Raw genomic sequence first — 23,659 nt, 5'->3', positions numbered from 1 at the left:
GGCGCGCCCACCCGGATCGCGGGGTTGGGTCTGCGTTCGGGCTCGGAGGGCGGCCGGCCCGCTCCGGCGTGGGGCGAGCCGGTCCCGCCCGCCGGGGCGGGGGCGCTGCTCGCCGCGCCCGTGAACGACTCCGCCCGTGACGGCTGCGGCGGCTCGGCCATCTCCATGCCCTGCCGCAGCAGCCACACCCCGACGCACACGGCGATGCAGACCAGCCAGCCGTTGCGGCGCCGGGCGGCCTGGGCGTCCCGCAGCGACTGGGCCGATCGCGACGACAAGAGCCGTCAGCCCCGGTCCTGCGGGCCGCGCGCCCGGCGGCGCAGCAGCAGACCGCCGGTGACGGCGGTGACGGACAGGACGGCCGCACCGGCCACGATCTCGGCCCGGTTGGAGGTGGTCGCGCTGCCGCCGATCCCGGTCTTCACATGGCCCTTGGGCTCGTTGTGCTCGCCCGTGTCGTTGTGCTCGCCCTGGTCCCGGCCGGTGTGCTCGCCGCCGCCCGAGATCGTCACATCGCCCCGGGCGGATTTGCCGTTGTCGCAGGTCACCGTGATCTCGAAGGTCCCGGGCCTGGCGGTGTGCGGCACGGTGAACTGTCCGGCGAGCACTTCTTCGCGGGTGGAGACGGCGAGCGGGAACTCGCCGTCGCCCAGCGCCCGCGCGTCCCCGGTGGCATGGCCGTCGTGGCCGCACGCGGTCGTGTTCACGGTGACGGTGGTGCCCGGCGCGGCCGACGACGGCCAGACCTCCAGGCCCGCGCCGCCGAAGTCGTTGGCGTACGCGGGTGCGCCGCCGAGGCCCAGCAGGGCGGCCGCGAGCGCGGAACCGGTCAGCAGGCGGGCAGTACGCATGGGTCCTCCGGGGAGCGGGGTGCCTTGCTTCTCCCTCCGAGGTAACTGGCCCGCGCGGACGCCCGCCCCCCGGCGGGGGGCGAAAGGGTGACGGCGGCGGGCGTCCGTCACCCGTTCGCGCGGGCGCCGCCCTGTGCCACCTGCGAGGCGGTACTTCTGAGGCTGCCCCGCCTCAGATCGTGTCCCAGGGCACCTCCGTGTACAGCCGCCAGACCGTCTTCATCAGTTCCGCGTCCACGGCGAACGCGGTGTCGTCGATCCGGGCCACCGGTGCGATGCCCTGCGAGTTGGTGACGAAGGCCGCCCGGTACGCGCCGAGATCGCCCAGCGCGACCGGGCGCCGGACCGTGGCCGTGCCGTACTGCGGCAGCCGTGACTCGACCAGCGCCATGGTCGTGCCGAGCAGCGCCGCGCGGTCCGGCCACACCACCGAACGCCCGTCCCAGAACGCGATGTTGGTGATCGCCCCCTCGGCGATCTCCCCGCCGGGACCGGTCAGGAGCGCCTCGTCGCAGCCCCCGCGGGCGGCGACCCGGCCGAAGTAGGCCTGCCCGAAGCCGCCGAGGTGCTTGACGTGGGCGACCGGCCGCTCGTACGGCACGGAGAGCAGGCGCTGCGGCTCCGGCGACATGTCCAGCGGCGGCCGTACGGTCACCATCACGGCCGGGTCCTCGTCCGGCCCGTACACATAGACGCGCGTCGCCGCGTCCTCCGCGCCGGCCGCCTTCAGGGCCTGCCGGACCAGCGCGCGGACCCGCTCGCCGTCGAGGCCGGGGCCGAACAGTTCGCGGGTCGCCGCGTCGAGCCGCGCCAGGTGCAGCGCGAGACCGCGCACCCGGCCGCCGCGTACCTGCATCGCGGTGAAGTGGCCGTATGCGCCGGTCAGAGCGGGGATGCGCAGATTCTCGGCGTCGGCGGGGCGGCCGTTGATCTCGACATAGGGAGTCGTCATGGGGCCACCGTAATAGGGGTACGCGTGGGGTTGACCTGAAGCTTGGTCGAGGTGTGAAGCTCCTCGGCATGGACCTCACCACCGCTCCCGGCACGGAGCCCGCCGCCGCCGCTTCCACCGCCCGGCTCCGCCTCGCCGTGATCATCGGCTCGAACCGCGAGGGCCGCTTCGGCCCGGTCGTCGGGAAGTGGCTGCTCGCCCGGCTGCGCGAGCGCGACGACTTCGAGGCCGAGCTGATCGACCTGGCCGAGACCGCCCTGCCGACCTCGCTCTCGTACGATCCGGCGCCGCCCGTCAAGGCGGTCCTCGACACCGTGACGCCCAAGCTGGCGCGGGCCGACGCCTTCCTCGTCCTCACCCCCGAGTACAACCACTCCTTCCCCGCCTCGATCAAGAACCTCATCGACTGGCACTACGTCCAGTGGCAGGCCAAGCCGGTCGGCTTCGTGTCCTACGGCGGGATGTCGGGCGGTCTGCGGGCCGTCGAGCACCTGCGCCAGGTCTTCGCCGAGCTGCACGCGGTCACGGTCCGGGACACGGTCAGCTTCCACCACGCCCGCGGTCTCTTCGAGCCGGATGGCGAGCCGCGCGAGCCCACCGAGCCGGAGGCGGCCGTCAAGCGGCTCCTCGACCAGCTCGGCTGGTGGGGGCGGACGCTGCGGGACGCCAAGGAGTCCCGTCCGTACGCCGCTTGAGCCCGGCGTACGGACGGGGGAGCGGGGTGCCGGGTCAGCCGACGGCGACCGCCGACCAGGCGGCGGCGACCGCGTTCTGCTCCGCGCTGCCGCTGCCGTACAGGTCCTTCGCCGCGTTCAGGGTCGCCGTGCGGGCGGCCGCGTAGTTGGTGGAGGACGTCATGTAGACGCTCAGGGCCCGGTACCAGATCTTGCCGACCTTGTCGTGGCCGATGCCGGAGACCGTGGAGCCGTTGCAGGTGGGGCTGTTGTACGAGACGCCGTTGATCACCTTGGCGCCACTGCCCTCGGAGAGCAGATAGGCGAAGTGGTTGGCCACCCCGGAGGAGTAGTGGACGTCGAGGTTGCCGACGCCCGAGTACCAGCAGTCCGCCGACTTGGTGTCGGTCGAGGGCTTGTCCATGAAGCGCAGGGCGGGCTTGCCGAAGCCCGGCTTCACGATCTTCTCGCCGATGAGGTAGTCGCCCTGGTCGCCGGCGTTGGCCGCGTACCACTCGACCATGGTGCCCATGATGTCGCTGGTGGCCTCGTTGAGGCCGCCGGACTCACCGGAGTAGGTGAGGGCGGCGGTCTTGGAGGTGACGCCGTGCGACATCTCGTGCCCGGCCACGTCGAGGGCGACGAGCGGCCCGAACGTGGTGCCGTCGCCGTCGCCGTACGTCATGCAGAAGCAGCTGTCGTCCCAGAAGGCGTTGTTGTAGTTGCTGCCGTAGTGGACGCGGTTGTACGAGCCCTTCCCGTCACCGGCGATGCCGTTGCGGCCGTGGACGTTCTTGTAGTAGTCCCAGGTCGTGTTGGTGCCGTACTGGGCGTCCACGGCGGCCGTCGAGCGGTCGGTGCCGGCGCCGGTGCCCCAGTGGTTGTCGGCGTCCGTGAACAGCACGGCGGGCGCCCGGACGAAGCAGATGCCGAAGAAGCACAGGTCCGTCTTGTTCTGGGCGTCACCGGTGTAGGTGTTGCCGCGGGTGGGGTCCTTGAGCTGGTGCGAGGACCCGGACAGCGTGGTCTCCAGGGGCACGGTCCCGCTGTACAGCGACGTGCCGTCGCCGGCCGCGGTCTCGATGGAGTCCCAGGCGTCGATGCGGGCGCCGGTGCGGGCGTCGGTGAGGACCACGCGCGCGACCGGGTTGCCCAGCGAGTCGCGGGCGGCGGTCTGGGTGCGCCAGGCCAGCTTGGGCGTGCCGTGCAGCGCGTCGACGACGAGCTCGGGCTTGGCGGTCAGGCCCTTCAGGCCCTGGTGGGCCGCGCGCAGCTCCGCGGAGGCGAGGCCGGCGGCGCGGGGCGCGGAGAGCGCGGGGGCGATGGTCGGCACGGCGAGGTCGTTCGCCACGGCCCGGTCGGCGCCGCGATAGGCCCCGGTGGGGGAGAGGTGGACGACGAAGTCGCCGCCGAGCACGGGCAGTCCGCGGTACGTGCGGTCGTAGCGCACATGCCGGCTGCCGTCGGCGTCCACGATCACGTCCCGTACGGACGTGCCCTGGGCGGCGGTCACGGCGAGCGCGTCCGCGTGCGCGCCGACGGCGCTGTCGGCGTCGCGGACGGCGGCGTCACGGGAGGGGACCTGCGGCCGGGGTTCGGCCACGGCGGAGACGGGGGCGAGCGCGGCGGCGAGCATGGCACCGGCCGCGACGGCTATCCCGGCGGTGGTGAGGCGCGATGCGTTCCGGGTCGGTCTCATCGGGCTCCTCGGTCATGGGGGGTCGGCTCGGGTAGAGCTGATGCCCCATCAGTTTTAGGGGTGCATGACAGGTGGTGTCCATAGCGCGGGGCCCTTCGGGGTGCCCGGGGTTCGTCTGCGGGCCGATGGTGGCTGGACGCGCGGTTCCCCGCGCCCCTGGGGGACGGAGCCCAGGCGGAACGCGGGCCTGAACCCCCCGGCACGGTCCGCAGACGGAGGCGGGGTTCGGGGCGCAGCTCCGGTGGCGGCCGCGCACACGGCCCCGGCCGGTCTTGGGGGCGCGGGGAACTGCGCGCCCAGCCACGCACGGTCCGCAGTCGAAGGCGGGGTTCGGGGCGCAGTTCCGGCGCGGGCCGTGCACACGGTCCCGGGCAGCTTTGGGGGCGCGGGGAACTGCGCGAGCAGCCACGCACGGTCCGCAGTCGAGGGCGGGGTTCGGGGCGCGGCTCCGGCGCGGGCCGTGCACACGGTCCCGGGCAGCTTTGGGGGCGCGGGGAACTGCGCGACAAGCCCCCACCGCCCGCAGACGAACCCCGGGCCAAGAACTACCCCTGCGGCAGCGTCACCGTCGCCACCGCCCCGCCCGACCCCGCGTTCCCCAGCGTCACCTCCGCCCCGATCACCCCCGCCTGCCCGAGGGCAATCGTCAGCCCCAGACCCGACCCCTGCCCCCGCTCCCGCGAGCCCGTGACGAACCGCTGAGGCCCGTCGCGCAGCACGTGCGCGGGGAAGCCCGGGCCGTGGTCCCGGACCGTCACGGCCGTCCCGCTGACCGTGACCTCGACCGGCTCCGCCCCGTGGCGGCGGGCGTTGGCCACCAGGTTGGCGACGATCCGCTCCAGGCGGCGCGGGTCCGTCCGTACCAGCGTGTCCTCGCGAGCGTCGGCTTTCGCGAGCTCCGCCGTGAACCCGCAGCGCCGCAGGATTCCCTCGACCAGCGCCCCCAGCGGCCGTATCTCAAGCGCGGGCCGCTCCACGCGCGCGTCGAGGCGGGCGACTTCGAGGAGGTCCTCGGTGAGCGTGCGCAGCGCGGCGACCCGGTCGCGCACCAGCTCGGTGGGGCGGCTCGGCGGCAGCAGCTCGGCGGCGGTGTGCAGCCCGGTCAGCGGCGTACGCAGCTCGTGCGCCACATCCGCCGTGAACCGCTGCTCCGCCTCCAGACGCCGCTGGAGGGACGCGGCCATCGTGTCGACCGCGCGGGCCAGCTCGGCCACCTCGTTGCGGGCGGTGTGCGGGCCCGACTGGCCGATCCTGGCGTCGAGTTCACCCCGGGAGATCCGGCGCGCGGTGGCCGCGGCCCTACGCAGCTCCCGGCTGAGGCGGCTGGCGAGCCCGGCCCCGCCGAGCGCCGCGAGCGCCACCACGAGCGCGCCCCAGGCGACCAGCTCCCGGTCGAACTCCCGCAGATCGGCCCGCTCGGCGGCCAGCGGCAGCCGTACGGACAGCACCTGCCCGCCGATCGGCCGCGCCGCCCACACGGCCGGGTCGGACCCGTTCAGATCGACGAAGGTGCTGCGGCGGCCCGCCAGCGCCGACTCGCGCAGCGCGGACGGCAGCCGCCCGTCGTCCACCGCCGCGTCGGTGCCGCTCTGGTCGACCTGGCCGGTCAGCTCGTACAGCTGGCGCACCCGTACCAGCTGCGCCGTCGCCGACTCGCGGGCCGTCGTCACCATCTGCGCGGCCCGCGCCTGGTGGATCAGGAGCCCGATGGTGACCGCGACGAGCGCGCACCCGCCCGCGAGCGCAGCGGCGATCTTCCAGCGCAGGCTGAGCCCCTGCGAGAAGACGCGGACGCGCCGTACGAGGGCGCGCGAGCCCGCCCCCACCGACCGGGCGAGCCGCGCGGGCGTGCGGCGCGCGAGGGTCCGGCGTGCGCGGAAGGCCCGCCGGGCGGCCCGGAGCCGGCGGCCGGGGCGCGCGGAACCAGCCCGGCGGCGCCGCGCGCGCAGGGCGGCCCTCACGGCCCGCCCTTGGGCGCCGGGGTCCCGCTCTGGTCCCGCTTGTACGTCTTGACGTCGCTCACCGAGGCCAGCCGCGCCCCGTCCCACCGGTAGCGGACGGCCTGTTCGGCGCCGTCGTCCGCGGCGCTGCGGACCACCAGGTCGGTGCCGACGGTCTCGACCGCGAGCCGCTTGCCCGCGGTGTAGAGGACCGGGACCACCTTTTCGGCGCGGGCCGTGTAGACCGCCAGCACCGTGCGGCCGCTCTCCAGATCGGCGGAGACGATCAGCTCCGGCGAACCGTCGCCGGTCAGATCGCGCAGGACGGGCGGGCGGATACCGGGCTGCCCGGGGCGGTGGATCCTCTCGCGCCGGGCGAGCGCCTTGGTACGGGGATCGGCCCGCAGCACCGCGTACGGGTCGACCGCCACCAGCCCCGCCTCCGGCACCTCGGGCCCCTTGGCCAGCGGCGTCGGCGGCGGCTGCTTCCCGGCCGGGTCGCCGGCGCCGGGCCGCCTGCGGGCGCCGTCGGACCAGTTGGGCCACAGCGGCTGCGGCGTCGGCTGCGCGGCCACGGGTGGCGCGGCGCCGCCGTCGCCGAGCCCGGTGGGCGCGCCGCAGCCGCTCGCCGTGAGGACGCAGACGGCGAGCACGGCGACGGCCGCGGTGGCGCGGAGGCACTGGATCATGGCGGGACGGCCTGGTGGCAGAGGGCGGGGGCGGGGGACCGGCCGGATCCGCCGGCCGCGACAATCAACGGTAGAACCGGATCATCACGGAACCCGGGACACCGTGTAACAGCTGTGCGTACGCACGGCCCCAGCCGTCCGAACAGGGACTTTCGGCCACGCCGGAGGCCCCCTGGTCCCCGAGGGAGAGCGTCTGTGACACCGGCCGACGGGCCGCCCCCAGGCGGCGGCCTCCCGTTCTTCGTCTACGGCACCCTGCGCCCCGGCGAGCGCTACTACCTGCGCCTGCTGACCGGCCGCACCGCCTCCGAGGCGCCCGCGCGGCTGCCGGGGGCGGTGCTGTACGAGGGGCCCGGCTATCCGTACGCGACCCAGGGGGACGGCGTCGTCACCGGCGCGCTCATCGCGCCGCTCCCCGAGGTGTACGGCCAAGTCCTGCGGGTGCTCGACCAGTTGGAGGAGTGCTACGGGCCGGACGATCCCCGGAACCTGTACGACCGGGTGGCGCGGACCGTCGAGCTGCCGGGCGGGGCCACCGGCCGTGCCTGGGTCTATCTGGCGGCGGCCCCACTGGCCCGGGAGCTGCGGGCGCACGGCACACCGCTGCCCGGCGGCGACTGGCTCACCGCCCGTCGGCCAGCGCCCGCGCCACCCCGCTCTCCTTCGGCCCGAGGAAACGCGGATCGGGCTTGAAAGCGGCGTCCAGGGCGGCCTTGCCCGCCGCGAACACCTCGCGGGTGGAGCCGTAGTACCAGGTGGTGTCATGCACGGCGTCGACCGCGACCCCGTACGAGTCGACCCCGGCGGCCTCGCACAGCGCGACGGCCCGCCGGATGTGGAAACCCTGGCTGACCAGCACCGCGCGCTCCACACCGAAGATCTTCCTGGCCCTTACACAGGAGTCCCAGGTGTCGAACCCGGCGAAGTCGCTGACCACCCGCTGGTCCGGGACCCCGTGCCTGACCAGGTACGCGCGCATCGCGTCCGGCTCGTCGTACTCGGCCCGCCCGTTGTCCCCGGTCACCAGGACCGCCCTGACCTTCCCGGCCCGGTACAGCTCGACCGCCGCGTCGAGGCGGTGCGCCAGGTACGGCGACGGCTCGCCGTCCCACAGCCCGGCCCCGAACACCACCGCGACCCCGGACGCGGGCGCCTGCGCCACGGTCCCGACCTTGCCGTCGGCGGCCGTGAACATCCAGGCGGCGGGCGCCAGCGCGAGGGTGCACAGCGCCGCGACGGCCTGCACGGCCCGGCGCCGCCCCGTGCGGGTGCGCGGCAGCCCGATCCGTACGCGAGTGCGCGGCAGGCGCATGAGGTTCCCCCTGGGTTCGACGGTGTTCGAGCGGTTCGACGGGTGTTCGAGTGATCGGACGCAGGGGAGGGGCGGGCGGTTCTGCCCGGTGTCCTGGGGGAGCCCCCGATCCCACCGGCCGCCCCGCCCCCGTGAGGCGGCGGAAAACACTCGTCACCACGGCGCAACGACATGGCAATGTGGGCCCGGCAGGATCGGTCCATGACGGAGATGGAACCGGAGACTCAGTCGCAGTTCTTGTCCGCCCGCCAGTCGCTGCCGCTCGACAGCACGGCTGAACTCGTCACCCGCATCGCCGCCCAACTGGGCAGCCAGCTCAGCCACGTCCGACTGAACGGGAGCCGCAAGCCGATGCCCACGACCGCCCGGCCGGCCCTCGCCCGGCCTCCCCGGCCCGCCCTGGTCGCCGTCGCGCACGGCAGCCGCGACCCCCGGGCCCTGCGCACCGTCACCGCCCTGCTCGACCTGGTCCGCGAACTGCGCCCCGGCCTCGACGTACGGCTCGGCCACATCGAGATCGACGAGCCCGCGCTGCCCGCCACGCTCGCGGAGCTCGGCGCCGGCCGCGCCGTCCTCGTACCGCTGCTGCTGAGCCGCGGCTACCACGTCAAGCAGGACATCCCGGCCGCCGTCGCCGACGCCCCCCGGCTGCGCACCCGCGTCGCACGGCCGCTCGGCCCGCACCCGCTGCTGGTCGAGGCGCTGTACGAGCGGCTCGTCGAGGCCGGTTGGGACGACGACCCACGCGCGCGTGGCGCCGGGGGAGTCGTGCTCGCCGGGGCCGGGTCACGCGACCCCGAGTCGGCCGCCGACACCCGCCGCACCGCCGCGATGCTGAGCGAGCGCCTCGGCGGGGTGCCGGTGGTACCCGCCTACGCCTCGGCCGCCGCCCCCACCGTCCCCGAGGCGCTGCGGACGCTCGCCGCGCGCGGCCGCCACCGGGTCGCGATCGCGTCGTACTTCACCGCGCCCGGCCGGTTCGCCACACAGAGCGCCGCCCACGCGCGCGGTGTCGCCGCGGCCCCGCTCGGCGCGCACCCGGCCGTCGCACGCCTCGTCCTGACCCGCTACGACCAGGCACTCGCCGCAGCCCCGTTCTCCGCCCCGCACCGCGAACTCGCCACGGCCTAGGGCCTGTCCGGCGGATGGTCGGCGCGCGGGGGTCTGGCACGCCCATCTGCGGCGTTGTCGTCAGTTGCCGACTCCCCCGAGCTCTCGGCTTCGCTCGAACAGGGGGACCCCCATCGCGTCGACGCCCTCCTCCGCCTTGCAGCTGGACGCGCCAGACCCCCGCTCACCGGAACCGAAAAGGCGCCCGGGGCCGAAGCCGACCAGATCCGCCGGACAGGCCCTGGCGTCCGCCCTCCCCCGGTTGTCAGTGGTTCCGTTTACTGTCGGTGCATGGAAGGCATCGCAGCACACCACCCCGGGTACGACCCGTCCGACGTCGAGCGGTGGGCCGCCGAGCCAGACAAACGGCCCGGCCGCACCGCCTTCCAGCGCGACCGCGCGCGCGTGCTGCACTCCGGAGCGCTGCGCCGCCTGGCGGGCAAGACGCAGGTCGTGACGCCGGGCGTGACCGGCCAGCTGTGGGACGCGAGCCCGCGCACCCGGCTCACCCACTCCCTGGAGTGCGCCCAGGTCGGCCGTGAGCTCGGCCTCGCCCTCGGCTGCGACCCCGACCTCGTCGAGGCGGCCTGCCTCGCGCACGACATGGGCCACCCGCCCTTCGGGCACAACGGCGAGCAGGCACTCAACGACTTCGCCAAGGACTGCGGCGGCTTCGAGGGCAACGCGCAGTCACTGCGCCTGCTGACCCGTCTGGAGCCCAAGCGCTTCGTACGCGGCGAGGGCGCCGACGAGCCCGTCAGCGTCGGCCTCAACCTCACCAGGGCCGCCCTGGACGCGGCCACCAAGTACCCCTGGGCGCGCGGCGGCCACCCCACCGACCCGCAGTCCGGGAAGTTCGGGGTCTACGAGGACGACCTGCCGGTCTACGACTGGGTGCGCCAGGGCTCCGAGCCCCACCGCAAGTGCTTCGAGGCCCAGGTCATGGACTGGGCGGACGACGTGGCGTACTCGGTCCACGACTTCGAGGACGGGCTGCACGCCGGCCACATCGACCCCAACCTGCTCTTCTCCGAGCCCGAGCGGCAGGACATCTGGCGCGTGGCGATCGGGCGGTACGTGCCGGCGGACACCGCCCCGCAGGAGCTCGCGGACGCGCTCGACCGGCTGATCGACGAGGAGTGGTGGCCGCACGGGTACGACGGCTCGGCGGTCGCCCAGGCCCGCCTCAAGGACGCCACCAGCCAGCTCATCGGCCGGTTCTGCCTGGCGGCCGAGAGCGCGACCCGAGAGCACCACGGCTCCGGGCGGCTCACCAGGTACGGGGCGGAGCTGGTCGTGCCGCGCGCGACGCGCAACGAGTGCGCGGTGCTCAAGGCGGTGGCCGACCGCTATGTGATGCAGCGCGACGAGCAGGAGCGGCTCCGCGCCGACCAGCGCATCATTCTGGCCGAACTGGCCGAAGCGCTCACCGCGCGCGCCCCGGCGGAGGGGCTCGACCCGCAGTTCCGCGCGCTCTTCGCGGCCGCCCCCGACGACCGCGCCCGCAAACGGGTCATCGTCGACCAGATCGCGTCCCTGACCGACGCGGCGGCCCTTTCCCTGCACGCCAGACTCACCGCCCGGCGCGGATGAGGTGCGGAAGGCGCTTTCGCCCATGTACGACGCACGTATGACACACGTATGACGCATCGATGAAGCCCGGCCACTCGGCGCCCCCAACGGAGCAAGCCCTCTTCCCCCATCACGCTCCGTGCGGGACGCTCGCAGATGGCGGTTGAGCAACGAGGAGGCATCAAGTGGTCGACGCAGACCGGACATTTGTCATTGTCGGTGGAGGACTGGCCGGGGCCAAGGCCGCCGAGACCCTGCGCGCCGAGGGGTTCAACGGCCGGGTGATCCTCATCGGCGACGAGCGGGAGCACCCGTACGAACGGCCTCCCCTGTCCAAGGGGTTCCTCTCCGGCAAGGAGGAACGCGACAGCGTCTTCGTCCACGAGCCCGCCTGGTACGCGCAGAACGACGTGGAGCTCCACCTCGGCCAGACCGTCACCGCCATCGACCGCGAGGCCAGGACCGTCCGGCTCGGTGACGGCACCCTCATCGGCTACGACAAGCTGCTGCTCGCCACCGGCTCCGAGCCCCGCCGCCTCGACATCCCCGGCACCGACCTGGCCGGCGTCCACCACCTGCGCCGCCTCGCCCACTCCGAGCGGCTGCGCAACATGCTCAAGGCGCTCGGCCGCGACAACGGCCACCTGGTGATCGCCGGGGCCGGCTGGATCGGCCTGGAGGTCGCCGCCGCGGCGCGCGGATACGGGGCGGAGGTCACCGTCGTCGAGCCCGAGCAGACCCCGTTGCACCAGGTCATCGGCCCCGAGCTCGGCCAGATCTTCACCGATCTGCACGCCGAGCACGGCGTCCGCTTCCACTTCGGCGCCAGGCTCACCGAGATCGCCGGCCAGGACGGCATGGTCCTCGCCGCCCGCACCGACGACGGCGAGGAGCACCCGGCGCACGACGTGCTCGCCGCGATCGGCGCCGCCCCGCGCACCGCGCTCGCCGAGAACGCGGGGCTCGCCCTCGTCGACCGGGCCCACGGCGGCGGGATCGCCGTGGACGCCTCGCTGCGCACCTCCGACCCGGACATCTTCGCCGCCGGTGACGTGGCCGCCACTCCCTTTCCCCTCTGGGGCACTCCGCTGCTCGACACCCGGCTGCGCGTGGAGCACTGGGCCAACGCCCTCAACGGCGGGCCGGCCGCCGCGCGCGCGATGCTGGGCCAGGAGGTCAGCTACGACCGCGTGCCGTACTTCTTCTCCGACCAGTACGACCTGGGCCTGGAGTACTCGGGCTGGGCGCCCCCCGGCTCGTACGACCAGGTGCTGCTCAGGGGCGACGCGGGCAAGCGCGAGTTCATCGCCTTCTGGCTGAAGGAGCGGCGGGTCCTCGCGGGGATGAACGTGAATGTGTGGGACGTCACAGAGGCGATCCAGGGCCTGATCAGGGCAGGAACGAAGGGCCTCCAGGTGGACCCCGACCGGCTCGCGGACCCGTCCGTGCCCCTGGAGGACCTCCTGCCCGACCAGTCCTGACCGTCACCGCGGCCCCGGCCGTGATTCCCGGAGGGGCGACCCCCGGACCCCCCGGCCGGGGGGTCCGTCCATCGCGCCCCGGGAGTGTCCGCCCCGCACCGTAGACTTCACCCGTGGCAGGCAGGATCAACGATGACGACGTGAAGGCGGTCCGGGACGCGGTCCCGATCGACGCCGTCGTGTCCGAGTACCTCCAGCTGCGCAACGCGGGCGGCGGCAACCTCAAGGGCCTCTGCCCGTTCCACGACGAGAAGTCCCCGTCCTTCCAGGTCAGCCCGAGCAAGGGTCTCTTCCACTGCTTCGGCTGCCAGGAAGGCGGCGACACGATCGCCTTCGTCCGGAAGATCGACCACCTGTCGTTCTCCGAGGCCGTCGAGCGCCTGGCCGCCACCGCGGGCATCACCCTGCGCTACGAGGAGGGCGGCTACAACCCCTCCCACCAGCGCGGTGAGCGCATCCGCCTGGTCGAGGCGCACAACATCGCCGCGCAGTTCTACATCGAGCAGCTCGGCACCAGCCCCGAGGCCGAGATCGGCCGCAAGTTCCTCGCCGAGCGCGGCTTCGACCAGGCCGCCGCCGCCCACTTCGACGTCGGCTACAGCCCGGCGGGCTGGGACCACCTCACCCGCTTCCTGCGCGGCAAGGGCTTCAGCGACAAGGAGCTCACCCTCTCCGGGCTCTCCCAGGAGGGCCGCCGCGGCCCCATCGACCGCTTCCGCGGCCGGCTGATGTGGCCGATCCGCGACGTCTCGGGCGAAGTGGTCGGCTTCGGCGCCCGCAAGCTCCGCGACGACGACAACGGCCCCAAGTACCTCAACACCCCCGAGACCGCGATCTACAAGAAGTCGCAGGTCCTGTACGGGATCGACCTGGCCAAGAAGGACATCGCCAAGTCCAGCCGCGCGGTGGTCGTCGAGGGCTACACCGATGTGATGGCCTGTCACCTCGCCGGGGTCACCACCGCCATCGCCACCTGTGGCACGGCCTTCGGCGGCGACCACATCAAGATCCTGCGCCGGCTCCTGATGGACAACGGCTCGGCCCGCGTGATCTTCACCTTCGACGGTGACGCGGCGGGCCAGAAGGCCGCCCTGCGCGCCTTCGAGGACGACCAGAAGTTCGCCGCCGAGACCTACATCGCCATCGCCCCCGACGGCATGGACCCCTGCGACCTGCGGCTGGCCAAGGGCAACGAGGCGGTCGCGGACCTGGTCCAGCCGCGCACCCCGCTCTTCGAGTTCGCGATCCGCCAGATCGTGCAGCGGTACGACCTGGAGACCCCGGCGGGCCGCGCGGCCGCCCTCGACGAGGCCGCCCCGATCGTCGCCCGCATCAAGAACAGCGCCTCCCAGCACGAGGTGGCCGTCCAGCTGGCCGGCATCCTCGGCATCCTGGACACCCAGTTCGTGGTCAAGCGCGTGGGCCAGCTGGCCCGTTGGGCCCGCGACCGGGGCGGCAAGGGCCCGGCCCCGGAGCGCCGCCGCGCGTACGGGGAGGCGCAGGCCCCGTCCGCCGCCCCCTCCGGCCCCGCCCTGAACCTGCGCAGCCCCGCCCACCGCACCGAGCGCGAGCTCCTCAAGCTCGCCCTCCAGTACCCGCACCTGGTCTCCCCGGCCTTCGACGCGTACGGCGTGGACGAGTTCACAGCTCCTCCGTACGCGGCGGTGCGCCAGTGCGTCATGGACGCGGGCGGCGCCACGGACGCCCCCTCCGACTACCTCCCGGCGGTCATGGACTCGGCCCCCAACGACACGGTCCGCGCGCTCGTCACCGAGCTCGCCGTGGAGGCCATCCACGCGCGCGTGGTCGACGAGGCGTACGCGGGCGAGCAGCTGGTCGCCGTCCGCCGCCGGGCCGTCGACCGCCGCCTCCTCGACATCCAGGGCACCCTGGCGCGCCTCGGGCAGAACGGCGACCCGGAGCGACTGGCCGCCGTACAGAACGAGTTGTGGGTCCTCCAGCAGTACGGGCAGGGGCTGCGCAACCGGGGCTCCGAAGCCCTCTGAGGCCGTCGCGGGGGCCCGTCCCGGGCGCCCCGGGACCGCTTGCCCGGCCCGCCCCGGGGTACCCGCACCCGTAACAGCGCGGCGCGAGCCACTGCCGCCCGGGTAACCGACCGGTCACGGACCGGCTTCAAAAAGTCACCGCACGCCCCTCGTGGCGGAGATGTGTCTTACCCCACACTGGGGTGCGGTGCCTGAGTCCTCGGAGCGCGGCCGGCCCACCGAAGGTGGGTACCTCACCCCCGCGGATCCGCTCATCGTGTACGGGACGGACAGCGGCCCGGCCGCCCCCGTCCCGCTGCCGCACGCCCCCGATCCGGCAGCGATCACCCTGGAGGTCGCCCCCGTGCAGACCCAGACCCTGACCGACGACGACGTCATGGCCACCGTGCCCCCGCAGACCCGGGCCGTGCTCCACCCCGAAGCCGAAGCGGCCGCCGTCGAGCTCGTCGACGACGTGGTGGACGTACCGGAGCCGCCCGAAAGGGTGCCCGGACGGGCGGACACCGGCGGCCCGTCATCCGACCTCTTCCGGCAGTACCTGCGTGAGATCGGCCGTATCCCGCTGCTCACCGCCGTCGAGGAGGTCGAGCTCGCCCGCCGGGTGGAAGCCGGCCTGTTCGCCGAGGAGAAGCTCGGCAACACCCCGGATCCCGACTCCCAACTCGCCGTGGACCTCGACAAGTTGGTGGTCATGGGCCGGATGGCCAAGCGCCGCCTGATCGAGGCGAACCTGCGCCTGGTCGTCTCCGTCGCCAAACGCTACGTCGGGCGCGGGCTCACCATGCTCGACCTGGTCCAGGAGGGAAACCTCGGACTGATCCGCGCGGTCGAGAAGTTCGACTACGCGCGCGGCTACAAGTTCTCCACGTACGCGACGTGGTGGATCCGCCAGGCCATGTCCCGCGCGCTGGCCGACCAGGCCCGTACGATCCGCGTCCCCGTCCATGTGGTGGAGCTGATCAACCGGGTCGTCCGGGTCCAGCGCCGGATGCTCCAGGAGCGCGGCTACGAGCCGACGCCGGAGGAAGTGGCCGCACAACTCGACCTGGCGCCCGAGCGCGTGAGCGAGGTGCTGCGGCTCGCCCAGGAGCCGGTGTCGCTGCACGCGCCGGTGGGCGAGGAGGACGACGTCGCGCTCGGCGACCTGATCGAGGACGGCGACGCGGCCTCCCCCGTGGAGTCCGCGGCCTTCCTCCTGCTGCGCGAACACCTGGAGGCGGTGCTGTCCACGCTGGGCGAGCGCGAGCGCAAGGTGGTCCAGCTGCGCTACGGGCTCGCGGACGGGCGCCCGCGCACGCTGGAGGAGATCGGCCGCATCTTCGGCGTCACGCGCGAGCGGATCCGCCAGATCGAGTCGAAGACGCTCAACAAGCTCCGCGACCACGCGTTCGCGGACCAGCTGCGCGGTTACCTGGACTGAGCAGGCGGGGCCGTCGACGGCCCCGCCCCACTGTCAGTCGACCTCTGCCACCGCCTGCGCGAACTGCGCCGCGTACAGCCGCGCGTACGCCCCGTCGGCCGCCAGCAGCTCGTCGTGCGTGCCCTGTTCGACGATGGACCCGTTCTCCATCACGAGGATGACGTCGGCGTCGCGAATCGTGGACAGCCGGTGCGCGATGACGAACGAGGTCCGCCCATGGGCGAGCCGCGCCATCGCCTTCTGGATCAGCACCTCGGTCCGGGTGTCCACCGAACTCGTCGCCTCGTCCAGCACCAGGATCACCGGGTCGGACAGGAACGCCCGGGCTATGGTGATCAACTGCTTCTCGCCCGCGCTCACCCCCGTACCCTCGTCGTCGATCACCGTGTCGTAGCCGTCCGGCAGCGTCCGTACGAACCGGTCCGCGTGGGCGGCCCGCGCCGCCTCCTCGATCTCCTCCCGGGTGACCGGCCGCGACGCCCCGTACGCGATGTTGTCCGCGATGGTGCCGCCGAACAGCCAGGTGTCCTGGAGCACCATGCCGATGCCCGAGCGCAGCTCCTCGCGCGACATCCGGGCCGCGTCCACCCCGTCCAGGGTGATCCGCCCGTCCGTCACGTCGTAGAACCGCATCAGCAGGTTGACCAGCGTGGTCTTGCCCGCGCCGGTCGGGCCGACGATCGCGACCGTCTGGCCCGGCTCGACCTTCAGCGACAGGTCGTCGATGAGCGGCTTCTGCGGGTCGTAGCGGAACGCCACCTTCTCCAGCGTCACCGCGCCGCGCCGCTCCACCGGCCGCTCGGCCGACTTCGCGTCCGGCTCCGGCGCCTGCTCGTCCGCGTCGAGCAGTTCGAAGATCCGCTCGGCGGAGGCGACCCCCGACTGCACCAGGTTCGCCATCGAGGCGACCTGCGTGAGCGGCATCGAGAACTGCCGCGAGTACTGGATGAACGCCTGCACATCGCCGATCGACAGCGCGCCGGAGGCGACCCGAAGCCCGCCGACGACCGCGACCATCACATAGTTCAGGTTCGAGATGAACATCATCAGCGGCTGCATCACACCGCTGTTGAACTGCGCCTTGAACCCGGCCTCGTACAGCGCCTCGTTCTGCTCGTCGAACTGCCGCGCCGACTCCTCCTGGCGCCCGAAGACCTTCACCAGGGTGTGCCCGGTGTACATCTCCTCCACGTGCGCGTTGAGCCGGCCCGTGGTCTTCCACTGCTGCACGAACTGCGGCTGCGACCGCTTGCCGATCTTCGTCGCGACGACCACCGACAGCGGTACGGTCGCCAGCGCCACCAGGGCGAGCAGCGGCGAGATCCAGAACATCATCGCGAGCACGCCGACGATGGTCAGCAACGAGTTGATGAGCTGGCCCATCGTCTGCTGCATCGTCTGCGAGATGTTGTCGATGTCGTTGGTCGCGCGGCTGAGCACCTCGCCGCGCTTGGCGCGGTCGAAGTACGACAGCGGCAGCCGCGACAGCTTCGCCTGCACCTGCTCGCGCATCCGGAACACCGTGCGGTTGATCGCCCGGTTGGAGAGCCGGGTCGCCACCAGCATCATCAGCCCCGCGCCCACGTACACCGCGAGCGCGAAGAGCAGCACGCTGCCGACCGAGCCGAAGTCGATGCCGTGGCCGGGGGTGAAGTCCACCCCGGAGAGCATGTCGGCGAGCCCGCCGTCGCCCTTCTCGCGCAGCCGGTCGAGGGCCTGCTCCTTGGTCGTCCCGTCCGGCATCTGCCGGCCGACGACGCCCGCGAAGACCAGGTCGGTCGCCTTGCCGAGGATCTTCGGCCCGACCACCGACAGCGCCACGCTGAGCACCGCGGCGACGACCATCACATAGAGCGTGCCCTTCTCCGGGGCGAGTTGCCGCAGCAGCCGCTTCGAGGAGCCCTTGAAGTCCATCGAGCGTTTGCCGTCGCCCTGGCCCATCATCCGGGCCATGTTTCCGCTCATGCCGCCTCGGCCTCCGTCAGCTGGGAGAGCACGATCTCCCGGTACGTCTCGTTCTGGGCCATCAGTTCGTGGTGGCGGCCGGTGCCGACGACCCGGCCCTCGTCCAGGACGACGATCCGGTCGGCGTCGCGGATCGTGGAGACCCGCTGGGCCACGATCACGACGGTCGCCTCCCGCGTCTCGTGCAGCAGCGCCGCCCGCAGGGCCGCGTCCGTCGCGTAGTCGAGCGCCGAGAACGAGTCGTCGAAGAGGTAGATCTCCGGGCGCTGCACCAGGGTCCGCGCGATCGCGAGCCGCTGGCGCTGGCCGCCGGAGACGTTGGTGCCGCCCTGCGCGATCGGCGCGTTGAGCCCGCCCTCCAGCTTGGAGACGAACTCCTTGGCCTGGGCGACCTCCAGGGCGTGCCACAGGTCGTCGTCGGTGGCGTCGGGATTGCCGTAGCGCAGATTGGTCGCGACCGTCCCGGAGAACAGATACGGCTTCTGCGGCACCATCGACACGGTCTTGGCGAGCAGTACGGGATCGATGCCGCGCACGTCCTCGCCGTCGACCAGGACCGTGCCGTCCGTCACGTCGAACAGCCGCGGTACGAGCCCGAGCAGCGTCGACTTGCCGCTGCCCGTCGACCCGATGATCGCGGTGGTCTCGCCGGGGCGGGCCACCAGGTCCACCCCGTTCAGGACGGACTCCTCGGCGCCCGGGTAGGTGAAGTCGGCGCCGCGGACCTCCAGATGGCCGCTGCGGCGCAGCTCGCGCACCGGCGAGAGCGGCGGGACCACACTGGTGTCGGTGGAGAGGACCTCCTCGATGCGCTCGGCGCAGACCTCGGCGCGCGGCACCATCATGAACATGAACGTGGCCATCATCACGGCCATCACGATCTGCATCAGATACGTGAGGAACGCGGTGAGCTGGCCGATCTGCAGGGAGCCGCTGTCGATCCGGTGGGCGCCGAACCACACCACGGCCACGGAGGAGACGTTGACCACCGTCATGACCGTGGGGAACATCAGCGCCATCAGCCGGCCGGTGCCCAGGGAGACGTCCGTCAGCTCGGTGTTGGCGCCCTTGAAGCGGTTCTTCTCGTAGTCGTCCTTCACGAACGCCCTGATCACACGGTTGCCGGTGATCTGCTCGCGCAGCACGCGGTTCACCGTGTCCAGGCGGGTCTGCATGGTGCGGAACAGCGGCCGCATCCTGCGCACGATCAGCGAGACGCAGATGCCCAGCACCGGCACCACGGCGAGCAGCACCGCCGACAGCGGCACGTCCTGGCCGAGGGCCATGATGATGCCGCCGAAGCACATGATGGGCGCGGACACCATCAGCGTGAACGACATCAGCGTCAGCATCTGGACCTGCTGCACGTCGTTGGTGGTCCGGGTGATCAGGGTCGGCGCCCCGAAGTGGCCCACCTCGCGCGCGGAGAACGACTGGACGCGCCCGAAGACGGCCGCCCGCATGTCCCGGCCCACGGCGGACGCGGTGCGTGCGCCGAAGTAGACGGCGCCGACGTTGCAGACCACCTGGACCAGGCTGACGGCGATCATGATGCCGCCGAACTCCAGGATGTAGCCGGTGTCCCCGCTGACGACACCGTTGTCGATGATGTCGGCGTTCAGGGTCGGCAGATAGAGGGTCGCGCAGGTCTGGAGCAGCTGCAGCAGCACCAGGAGCGCGATGGGTTTCTTGTACGGAACCAGATGGGTCCGCAGGAGTCGTATGAGCACGTGGAGGCTCTCCGGGTCGGCAAGATCGAGGGGTTCGACCCCCATCTTGCGACACTCCACCCCTGGAACCTCAAGCAATTAAGCCAAGGGCGAGTCAAAAGGATGAGTCAAGGGCGGACCTCCGGCGTAGTCAAGACAACACGCCGGATATCACCCCGTACGGCTGATTCTCCGCCTCCGCTGACCGGAAGCGCCGCCTCAGGTCCCCGTCCGGAAGCGCCGCCTCAGGTCCCCGTGTCGAACTCAGGCTCCCGTGTCGAACGCGCCCGGGTGGATCTCGTCGCGCGTCGCGATGTACTGCTGGCGCACCGCCTGCCCCACGGGCAGCTCCTCGCCCGGCTCGAAGACCTGCGCGGCCGCGCCCTGCCAGGCCGGCGGGGTGTGCGCGGCGAGGGTGCCCTGCGAGACGCCGAGCGCCCAGGCCGCCTGCCGGGCCGCGCCGAGCGCCGCGTACTCGGCGGGCTGCGGCACGACCACCTGCGTGCCCAGGATCGCGGGCGCCGCCGCCTGCACGGCGGGCAGTTCGGCCGCCGCCCCGAGCAGGAAGACCCGCCGCACCTCGACCCCGCGCAGCCGCAGCACGTCGAGGGCGTCCGCCAGCGAGCAGAGCATGCCCTCGAAGGCGGCCCGCGCCAGGTGCTCGGGCTTCATCGACTCGCGCCGCAGCCCCGCCAGCGTGCCGGCCGCGTGCGGCAGCCTGGGCGTGCGCTCGCCCTCCAGATACGGCAGCAGAACGAGCCCGCAGGCGCCCGGAGTGGACTTCAGGGCAAGGGCGGAGAGCTCCTCCAGACTCTCGGTGCCGAGCATCTCCGCCGTGCCGCGCAGCGTCCGTACCGCGTTGCTCGTATGCACGACCGGCAGATGGCGGCCGGTGGCGTCGGCGAACGACGTAATCATCCCGGCCGGGTCGGCCAGCGCCTCGTGGTGCACGGCCATGACGGAACCCGACGCCCCGAGCGAGACGACCGCGTCGCCCGGCCCGACACCGAGCCCGAACGCGGCGGCCATGGTCTCGCCGGTGCCGGCCGAGATCAGCAGCCCCTCGGGGGTGGTCCCGGCCGCGTCGGAGGGGCCGAGCACCTCGGGGAGCGCGACGTGGTGGCCGAGCGCGAGCTCGACGAGGTCGGGGCGGTAGAAGCCGGTCGCGGCCGACCAGTAGCCGGTGCCGGAGGCGGCGCCCCGGTCTGTGGTGCGGCGGGCCGGACGGCCGAGCAGCTGCCACACCAGCCAGTCGTGCGCCTGCACGATCGCGGCGGTGCGCTGGGCGGACTCCGGTTCGGTACGGGCCAGCCAGCGCAGCTTCGCCACGGCCTGGGCGGCCTGCGGCACAGAGCCGACGGCCTTGGCCCACGCCTCGCGCCCGCCGAGCGCGTCGGTCAGATCCGCCGCACCGGCCTGGGCGCGCTTGTCGTTGCCGGTCAGCGCCGCCCGTACGAGAGCGCCCTGCCCGTCGAGTGCGATCAGCGCGTGCTGCTGGGCGGCCACGCCGATGGCCTGCACACCTTCGAGCAGCCCGCCCGCCGCGGCCTCGCCGAGCGAGAGCAGCCAGGCCTGCGGATCGACCTCGGTGGCCTTCGGGTCGACGGGATGCGGGGCGTACCCCTGCCGCAGCACGGCACCGGTGTCGGTGTCGCAGACGACGATGCGTGTGAAGGCGGAAGAGCTGTCCAGCCCGGCGACTATCCCCATGCGCACGATTCTGCATCACGCCGGGGGCCACCGGGGCCCCGCGGCGGTCAGGTCTTACCGGCGGGCGGCGTCCGTCAGGTGTTGCTGGTGCCCCAGTCGTCCTCTGCGGAGCCCTGGCCGCGCTCGCGCAGCGCCCGCACCCGCTTGGCGACCGACTCCGGCACGCCGTCCCCGACCTTCTCGGACACCTTCTCGCTCACCGCGTGGAACGCCTTGCCCGCGTACGCGCGGCCGTTCTGCGCGGCCGACTCCGCGGTGTTGCGGACCGCCGGGTTCTGGGCGACCTGCCGGGCGGACTTCTTCAACTGCTCGTACCGCTCGCGTCCGGCCCGGGTCCCGAGCACGTACCCGACGACGAGTCCGACGGCGAACGTGAGCCGGTAGCGCATGGCGGTCACCCTTCTGTGGCGTCTGTCTGACGTCGCTGTGGCGTCGTGTGCTGCGCCTACCCGCGCAGCCCCGTGATCACCCGGGGCGGAACCGATTGGCGGAGCACCCCCCTGCTTGCGCTAATGTATGTGTCGCAGCGAGCGCACGCCGCCCGGGGACACCCGGGGTAGGTACGTTCGATGCAACGAGACATTCCCCTGTAGCTCAATTGGCAGAGCAGCCGGCTGTTAACCGGCAGGTTACTGGTTCGAGTCCAGTCGGGGGAGCTCGGTCTCCTGTAGCTCAATTGGCAGAGCAGCCGGCTGTTAACCGGCAGGTTACTGGTTCGAGTCCAGTCGGGAGAGCAGTGAAAAAGGACCCCTTGAGGGTCCTTTTTCATGCCCGGGGGAACCGGGCGGGCCGCGACGGGGTCCTGGTGGTCGTGCGTTGCCGACCATCCGAGGCAGGAGATCGTATGAGCGGCTATGCTGCGGCAGACGGCGCGCACAAATGTGCGCGACGCGCCGTTAGGGGCGGTAGCTCAGCCGGTTAGAGCAGCGGACTCATAATCCGTCGGCCGTGGGTTCGAGTCCCACCCGCCCCACCGAGAGGTGTTCCTGCAGGAACGTTTCAGACAGGCGCGACCAGGATGCCCCCGGGGGCGTCGTACTCCACGTACGACACACCGGGGGCATCGTGGCACCCACCCGGTCGGAGTGACGGCGGAGGGGGGGCCGGGCGGGGCCCGGGGGAGCGGGAGGCGCGGCCGGTGTGGGGCGCGGCGCCGCGGGGGCAGGGGCTTTCTTCGGGGGTCCGGGGTCCGGGGTCCTGGGCTTTTGGGGCGCATTTCCCGTAATTGCGATACGCCGTGGTGCGCCGCGCTGTCTCCTGGGCGCCGTTAATTCTCGATTCCGGGTTCGTGCACGTGTATGTGTGCGTGTAGGTGTACGTGCACGTGTGCGTGTGCGTGTGCGGGAGAGATGGGCCGGGAGTGAATTGAATTCCCCCGCATTCCGATCCTGCCCCGGGGGCGGCGGCCGGGGGCGGCGGCCGCCCGGGGTGATGCCCGCGGGCGCGGCGGGGCCGTGGCTGCGGGCGGGCGTGGGGGCCTGGGGGGCGTGGCTGGGCCGGTGGGGCGCGGGGGCGTGGCTGCGGCCGGGGGCGCCGACGGGCCGCGCCGGGGGCGGCCCCCTCGGCGCCGTGGCGCATTCCTTTCGCCTCTTTCGTTGAATTGTCAAGCCCTGTGTTCAACCGCGGAGTTCCCGCGATTGAACGTCTGATCAGCCGCCCGGGCTTGTCCGGAGGTGATTCGGTCCGGGAGATTGACCGCATCACGAATCGCAAAGGGGAGGCACCTGGTGAGCACGGAAGAACCGCAGGGCGGCGAGGTCTACACGGCGGGCAGTGCCAACTTCGATCCGCTGTACGCGGGGAAGGTGCGGACGGAGGGCCTGGGCATGAAGTTCGACTTCGCGCCCTGGAACATCCCCGAGCCGCAGCCGGTCGTGGTGGCCCTGGAGGCGTCCGGCGCGTTCCGTGGGAAGGTGCTGGACGCGGGGTGCGGCACCGGACAGAACTCGCTGCACCTGACGAGCCGCGGCCACCGCGTCACCGGCCTCGACTTCTCGCCCTCCGCGATCGAGCAGGCGCAGGAGCGGGCGCGGGAGCGCGGGGCCGATGTGACGTTCGCCGTGTCGGACGCGACCGCCTTCGAGGGCGTCGAGGGCGGCTACGAGACGGTCCTCGACTACGGGCTCTACCACGTCCTCACCGACGAGCAGCGGCGCAAGTACGCGGCCGCGCTGCACCGGGTGACCGCGCCGGGCGCCCGGCTGCACCTGTTCGCCTTCGCGGAGTCCGAGCTGGTCGGGCTGCCGCCGCAGCAGCTGCGTGTCAGCAAGGACAACTTCCGCGTCAACCTGGAGGGCACGTGGCGCATCCTCGCGATCGAGGACAGCCTGTGCACGACCAACCACACGCGTGAGTACTTCGAGAAGCAGCGGGCCGAGACGGGTGGGACGCTGCCGTTCGACCCGAACGCGTTCGATGTCGACGCGAAGGGGCGCATCGTCTATCCGATGTCGTATGTGCACGCGGAGCGGATCTGACGGTTGATTTCCCCCACCCCGCCCGTTCCCTTAACCCTCCGGGGGCGGGTGGGGGTGAAGGTGGTTTCCCGGGGGCTCCGCCCCCGGACCCC

18 protein-coding genes, 3 tRNA genes and 1 pseudogene are annotated in these 23,659 nt (G+C 72.7%); 11 read left to right on the top strand and 11 right to left on the bottom strand.

Annotated elements, in window-relative coordinates; all coding sequences use genetic code 11:
* The 3 genes and pseudogenes from ACFWA7_RS34400 to ACFWA7_RS34390 all read right to left on the bottom strand — a co-directional run.
* Nucleotides 1-278 (bottom strand): annotated as a pseudogene (locus ACFWA7_RS34400) (hypothetical protein); the annotation flags it as partial.
* A 6-nt stretch (nt 279-284) separates the two neighbouring features.
* On the bottom strand, nt 285-851 hold the full coding sequence (locus tag ACFWA7_RS34395) for a hypothetical protein (RefSeq protein WP_385826992.1): 567 nt from the start codon (nt 849-851) through the stop codon (nt 285-287).
* Between the two features lie 172 nt (nt 852-1,023).
* The gene (locus ACFWA7_RS34390; RefSeq protein ID WP_385826990.1) at nt 1,024-1,803 is read right to left on the bottom strand and encodes an aminotransferase class IV; all 780 of its coding nucleotides are present in this window, start codon (nt 1,801-1,803) and stop codon (nt 1,024-1,026) included.
* A gap of 68 nt (nt 1,804-1,871) precedes the next feature.
* Between ACFWA7_RS34390 and ACFWA7_RS34385 the strand changes: the two genes are divergently transcribed.
* Complete coding sequence (locus tag ACFWA7_RS34385) at nt 1,872-2,498, top strand: NADPH-dependent FMN reductase (protein ID WP_385826988.1); 627 nt, start codon at nt 1,872-1,874, stop codon at nt 2,496-2,498.
* 34 nt (nt 2,499-2,532) lie between these two features.
* On the opposite strand, the gene ACFWA7_RS34380 is transcribed toward ACFWA7_RS34385, so the two are convergent.
* The 3 genes from ACFWA7_RS34380 to ACFWA7_RS34370 form a co-directional block, all read right to left on the bottom strand.
* Nucleotides 2,533-4,176, bottom strand: coding sequence for a M4 family metallopeptidase (locus ACFWA7_RS34380; RefSeq protein ID WP_385826986.1), 1,644 nt, complete (start codon nt 4,174-4,176; stop codon nt 2,533-2,535).
* A 545-nt stretch (nt 4,177-4,721) separates the two neighbouring features.
* Nucleotides 4,722-6,137 carry a sensor histidine kinase gene (locus tag ACFWA7_RS34375; RefSeq protein WP_385826984.1) on the bottom strand — a complete coding sequence of 472 codons (1,416 nt, stop codon included), beginning with the start codon at nt 6,135-6,137 and terminating at the stop codon, nt 4,722-4,724.
* Nucleotides 6,134-6,805 carry a hypothetical protein gene (locus tag ACFWA7_RS34370; protein WP_385542461.1) on the bottom strand — a complete coding sequence of 224 codons (672 nt, stop codon included), beginning with the start codon at nt 6,803-6,805 and terminating at the stop codon, nt 6,134-6,136. The genes ACFWA7_RS34375 and ACFWA7_RS34370 overlap by 4 nt, the downstream gene beginning before the upstream one ends.
* A 195-nt stretch (nt 6,806-7,000) precedes the next feature.
* Here ACFWA7_RS34370 and ACFWA7_RS34365 point away from each other — a divergent pair, with 195 nt between their 5' ends.
* Nucleotides 7,001-7,498, top strand: a complete 498-nt coding sequence (locus tag ACFWA7_RS34365; protein ID WP_385542463.1) for a gamma-glutamylcyclotransferase family protein — start codon at nt 7,001-7,003, stop codon at nt 7,496-7,498.
* Here the strand turns inward: ACFWA7_RS34365 and ACFWA7_RS34360 are convergent.
* Nucleotides 7,428-8,117, bottom strand: coding sequence for a vancomycin high temperature exclusion protein (locus ACFWA7_RS34360; RefSeq protein ID WP_385542465.1), 690 nt, complete (start codon nt 8,115-8,117; stop codon nt 7,428-7,430). The two genes, ACFWA7_RS34365 and ACFWA7_RS34360, sit on opposite strands and share 71 nt — an antisense overlap.
* A gap of 201 nt (nt 8,118-8,318) precedes the next feature.
* On the opposite strand from ACFWA7_RS34360, the gene ACFWA7_RS34355 reads away from it, so the two are divergent.
* From ACFWA7_RS34355 to ACFWA7_RS34335, 5 genes are all read left to right on the top strand, one after another.
* Nucleotides 8,319-9,248: a sirohydrochlorin chelatase gene (locus ACFWA7_RS34355; protein WP_385826982.1), complete on the top strand. Its 930-nt coding sequence runs from the start codon at nt 8,319-8,321 to the stop codon at nt 9,246-9,248.
* 270 nt (nt 9,249-9,518) lie between these two features.
* A complete protein-coding gene (locus ACFWA7_RS34350; protein WP_385542469.1) occupies nt 9,519-10,820 on the top strand; it encodes a deoxyguanosinetriphosphate triphosphohydrolase in 1,302 nt (433 codons plus the stop codon).
* Between the two features lie 164 nt (nt 10,821-10,984).
* Complete coding sequence (locus tag ACFWA7_RS34345) at nt 10,985-12,280, top strand: NAD(P)/FAD-dependent oxidoreductase (RefSeq protein WP_385542471.1); 1,296 nt, start codon at nt 10,985-10,987, stop codon at nt 12,278-12,280.
* Nucleotides 12,281-12,393: 113 nt separating this feature from the next.
* Nucleotides 12,394-14,286 carry a DNA primase gene (gene dnaG / locus ACFWA7_RS34340; RefSeq protein WP_385542473.1) on the top strand — a complete coding sequence of 631 codons (1,893 nt, stop codon included), beginning with the start codon at nt 12,394-12,396 and terminating at the stop codon, nt 14,284-14,286.
* A gap of 187 nt (nt 14,287-14,473) precedes the next feature.
* Nucleotides 14,474-15,706: an RNA polymerase sigma factor gene (locus tag ACFWA7_RS34335; RefSeq protein ID WP_385542475.1), complete on the top strand. Its 1,233-nt coding sequence runs from the start codon at nt 14,474-14,476 to the stop codon at nt 15,704-15,706.
* Nucleotides 15,707-15,739: 33 nt separating this feature from the next.
* Here ACFWA7_RS34335 and ACFWA7_RS34330 read toward each other — a convergent pair whose 3' ends face one another.
* The 4 genes from ACFWA7_RS34330 to ACFWA7_RS34315 form a co-directional block, all read right to left on the bottom strand.
* Nucleotides 15,740-17,671, bottom strand: coding sequence for an ABC transporter ATP-binding protein (locus ACFWA7_RS34330; protein WP_385826980.1), 1,932 nt, complete (start codon nt 17,669-17,671; stop codon nt 15,740-15,742).
* Nucleotides 17,668-19,401 carry an ABC transporter ATP-binding protein gene (locus ACFWA7_RS34325; protein WP_385542494.1) on the bottom strand — a complete coding sequence of 578 codons (1,734 nt, stop codon included), beginning with the start codon at nt 19,399-19,401 and terminating at the stop codon, nt 17,668-17,670. Before ACFWA7_RS34325 ends, ACFWA7_RS34330 begins: the two co-directional genes overlap by 4 nt.
* Before the next feature lie 243 nt (nt 19,402-19,644).
* Entirely contained in the window at nt 19,645-21,090 is a 1,446-nt protein-coding gene (locus ACFWA7_RS34320; RefSeq protein ID WP_385542478.1) for an FGGY family carbohydrate kinase, read from the bottom strand.
* 74 nt (nt 21,091-21,164) lie between these two features.
* Nucleotides 21,165-21,479 carry a YtxH domain-containing protein gene (locus ACFWA7_RS34315; RefSeq protein ID WP_385542480.1) on the bottom strand — a complete coding sequence of 105 codons (315 nt, stop codon included), beginning with the start codon at nt 21,477-21,479 and terminating at the stop codon, nt 21,165-21,167.
* Nucleotides 21,480-21,673: 194 nt separating this feature from the next.
* Between ACFWA7_RS34315 and ACFWA7_RS34310 the strand changes: the two genes are divergently transcribed.
* The 4 genes from ACFWA7_RS34310 (at nt 21,674) to ACFWA7_RS34295 (ending at nt 23,567) form a co-directional block, all read left to right on the top strand.
* Nucleotides 21,674-21,746: transfer RNA gene (locus ACFWA7_RS34310), tRNA-Asn, on the top strand.
* 5 nt (nt 21,747-21,751) lie between these two features.
* Nucleotides 21,752-21,824: transfer RNA gene (locus ACFWA7_RS34305), tRNA-Asn, on the top strand.
* A 165-nt stretch (nt 21,825-21,989) separates the two neighbouring features.
* A tRNA-Ile gene (locus tag ACFWA7_RS34300) sits at nt 21,990-22,063 on the top strand.
* A 754-nt stretch (nt 22,064-22,817) separates the two neighbouring features.
* Nucleotides 22,818-23,567, top strand: coding sequence for a class I SAM-dependent methyltransferase (locus tag ACFWA7_RS34295; RefSeq protein ID WP_385550365.1), 750 nt, complete (start codon nt 22,818-22,820; stop codon nt 23,565-23,567).
* Nucleotides 23,568-23,659: the final 92 nt, after the last annotated feature.

This window comes from Streptomyces sp. NPDC059994 (assembly GCF_042737755.1).
In the GTDB taxonomy this organism is placed as follows: Bacteria; Actinomycetota; Actinomycetes; order Streptomycetales; family Streptomycetaceae; genus Streptomyces.
This window is presented reverse-complemented; position numbering and strand designations above follow the sequence as displayed.

Coding starts and splice junctions, on each gene's coding strand:
- ACFWA7_RS34330 (WP_385826980.1), bottom strand. CDS start 17,671: ATGAGCGGAAACATGGCCCGGATGATGGGCCAGGGCGACGGCAAACGC.
- ACFWA7_RS34395 (WP_385826992.1), bottom strand. CDS start 851: ATGCGTACTGCCCGCCTGCTGACCGGTTCCGCGCTCGCGGCCGCCCTG.
- ACFWA7_RS34390 (WP_385826990.1), bottom strand. CDS start 1,803: ATGACGACTCCCTATGTCGAGATCAACGGCCGCCCCGCCGACGCCGAG.
- ACFWA7_RS34385 (WP_385826988.1), top strand. CDS start 1,872: ATGGACCTCACCACCGCTCCCGGCACGGAGCCCGCCGCCGCCGCTTCC.
- ACFWA7_RS34355 (WP_385826982.1), top strand. CDS start 8,319: ATGACGGAGATGGAACCGGAGACTCAGTCGCAGTTCTTGTCCGCCCGC.
- ACFWA7_RS34370 (WP_385542461.1), bottom strand. CDS start 6,805: ATGATCCAGTGCCTCCGCGCCACCGCGGCCGTCGCCGTGCTCGCCGTC.
- ACFWA7_RS34380 (WP_385826986.1), bottom strand. CDS start 4,176: ATGAGACCGACCCGGAACGCATCGCGCCTCACCACCGCCGGGATAGCC.
- ACFWA7_RS34315 (WP_385542480.1), bottom strand. CDS start 21,479: ATGCGCTACCGGCTCACGTTCGCCGTCGGACTCGTCGTCGGGTACGTG.
- ACFWA7_RS34320 (WP_385542478.1), bottom strand. CDS start 21,090: ATGGGGATAGTCGCCGGGCTGGACAGCTCTTCCGCCTTCACACGCATC.
- ACFWA7_RS34360 (WP_385542465.1), bottom strand. CDS start 8,117: ATGCGCCTGCCGCGCACTCGCGTACGGATCGGGCTGCCGCGCACCCGC.
- ACFWA7_RS34350 (WP_385542469.1), top strand. CDS start 9,519: ATGGAAGGCATCGCAGCACACCACCCCGGGTACGACCCGTCCGACGTC.